The 2,515-nt window shown below is 71.8% G+C and carries 1 protein-coding gene and 1 pseudogene; one reads left to right on the top strand and one right to left on the bottom strand.

Annotated features, from left to right (window positions below; all coding sequences use genetic code 11):
- Positions 1 to 194: pseudogene (locus tag ABZ371_RS31600) on the bottom strand (glycosyltransferase family 1 protein); the annotation flags it as partial.
- Between the two features lie 635 nt (positions 195 to 829).
- Between ABZ371_RS31600 and pgm the strand changes: the two are divergent.
- Positions 830 to 2,476 (top strand): phosphoglucomutase (alpha-D-glucose-1,6-bisphosphate-dependent), encoded by a 1,647-nt coding sequence (gene pgm / locus ABZ371_RS31595; protein ID WP_358686155.1) that lies wholly within the window; start codon positions 830 to 832, stop codon positions 2,474 to 2,476.
- Positions 2,477 to 2,515: the final 39 nt, after the last annotated feature.

The following is a 2,515-nucleotide window of genomic DNA, read 5'->3' as shown; positions in this document are numbered from 1 at the left end:
CAGACCCTCGCCCCCACGGCCGCCGCCCCCGACGCCAGCCACCCTTCCGGCGGGCAGGCCACGACCGGCCGCAGCCCTGCCCGCACCTGCGCCGCGACCAGGTCGGTCACCACGCGTGCGACTCCCCCCTCCACCGGCTGGACCAGGTGAAGGACCGTCAGGGGGCGGTCCCGGGTGAAACTTTTCTGCAGCACACACGGCTCCCTTCTCACATGCCCCCGAGAAGCCGGTCCGGGTGGGCGCCGGCGGTATGGAATATGGCGGCGGAGATCAAGTGGACGAAACCGAAATGCACTGTGACACGGCAGCGGCCGGTGAAACGAACACGACTCGCACATCTTTCCCTGCGGATTACCTCGGGGCAGGTCGGGAACGCGATGCGCTTACCGTGTGATCCGGCGTGTCGGAATACCGATGCGTGCAGTCGCCGGGGAATGGTGCCGCATGATGGCATTGCCGTCCGCGGTCGCCTCCATTCCCGCGGTCCTGGTCGCCGATAACCCGCAGGAGAAACAGGCCGGGTGGATACGTCGGCCGGGGAAAGGTCCGCGTATTGCCGCCGGACCGCCCGCCACGCATTCCGGTTCCCGACGCCCCGGTGAGCGGACAGCCTCCTTCTCATCGCCGTCCCTCGCCGTCCCTCGCCCCCGGAAACCGGCCGATCACGCCGGAAGGACCCGGGTGCGGCGCCCGCTCCGCGTGTAATGGCGGTAGGTCCCGGCACCCGCGCGTGCGGTCGGCGCGGCAAGATCGGGTAGAACTCGTGATGATCGTCCGTCCCACGGCGGTCCGCCGAGGCCGACCGGCCGACGAAGACAGAGGAGAAGCGATGGCGCACGAACGGGCCGGCAAGCCGGCGCAGCCCGGAGACCTGATCGACGTGGCACGGCTGGTGACGGCCTATTACACCGTGCACCCCGATCCGGCCGAGCCGGACCAGCGGGTGGCCTTCGGTACGTCGGGACACCGCGGGTCGGCCCTGGCCGCGGCCTTCAACGAGGACCACATCGCCGCCACCACGCAGGCCATCTGCGAATACCGTGCCCGGCAGGGGACCGACGGGCCGCTGTTCCTCGGCGCCGACACCCACGCGCTGTCCGAGCCGGCCCGCATCACCGCCGTCGAGGTGCTCGCCGCCAACGGGGCCACCGTCCTCATCGACACGGACGACGGCTACACCCCGACCCCCGCCGTCTCCCACGCGATCCTGACCCACAACAGGGACCGCACCAGGGGACTCGCGGACGGCATCGTGGTCACCCCTTCGCACAACCCGCCCGCCGACGGCGGCTTCAAGTACAACCCGCCGCACGGCGGCCCCGCGGGCTCGGACGCCACCTCCTGGATCCAGGACCGGGCCAACGCCCTGATCGAGGGCGGGCTGAAAGAGGTCCGGCGGATCCCCTACGCCCGGGCCCTGGCCGCCGGTACCACCGGACGGCACGACTTCCTGACCGGGTACGTCGAGGACCTCCCGGCCGTCCTGGACCTGGACGCCGTACGCGACGCGGGCATCCGGATCGGCGCGGACCCGCTCGGCGGCGCCTCGGTCGCGTACTGGGGCCGCATCGCCGAACGCCACCGCCTGGACCTGACCGTCGTCAATCCGCTCGCCGATCCCACCTGGCGCTTCATGACGCTGGACTGGGACGGGAAGATCCGCATGGACTGCTCCTCGCCGCACGCCATGGCGTCGCTGATCGAGCAGCGCGACGCGTACACCATCGCCACCGGCAACGACGCGGACGCCGACCGGCACGGCATCGTCACGCCGGACGGCGGGCTGATGAACCCCAACCACTATCTCGCCGTCGCCATCCGCTACCTCTACTCCCACCGCGAGAACTGGCCCGCCGGCACCGGCATCGGCAAGACCCTCGTGTCCTCCTCCATGATCGACCGGGTCGCCGCGGACCTGGGGCGGCAACTGGTGGAGGTGCCCGTGGGCTTCAAGTGGTTCGTAGACGGCCTGTTCGGCGGCACCCTGGGCTTCGGCGGCGAGGAGTCCGCCGGGGCGTCCTTCCTGCGCCGCGACGGCCGGGTGTGGACGACGGACAAGGACGGCATCCTGCTGGCACTGCTGGCCTCCGAGATCACGGCGGTCACCGGCTCCACCCCCTCCCAGCACTACGGCGAACTGACCGCACGCTTCGGCGACCCGGCCTACGCGAGGGTCGACGCCCCCGCCGACCGTGAGCAGAAGGCGGTGCTGGCCCGGCTCTCCCCGGAGCAGGTCACCGCCGGCTCACTGGCGGGCGAGCCCATCACCGCGGTCCTCACCGAGGCCCCGGGCAACGGCGCCGCCATCGGCGGGCTGAAGGTCTGCACCGACAGCGCCTGGTTCGCGGCCCGCCCCTCCGGCACGGAGGACGTCTACAAGGTGTACGCGGAGAGCTTCCAGGGCGCCGAACACCTCGCGCGCGTCCAGGACGAGGCCCGCGCCCTGGTGTCCGAGGCGCTGGGAGCCGCCGGCTGACCCGTCCGGGCGCTCGCCCTGCGGCCGTCCCCCTCCCCG

This window comes from Streptomyces sp. NPDC005899 (genome assembly GCF_040629645.1).
In the GTDB taxonomy this organism is placed as follows: domain Bacteria; phylum Actinomycetota; class Actinomycetes; order Streptomycetales; family Streptomycetaceae; genus Streptomyces.
The sequence above is the reverse complement of the archived record's forward strand: the minus strand, read 5'-3'. Positions and strand labels throughout refer to the sequence as shown.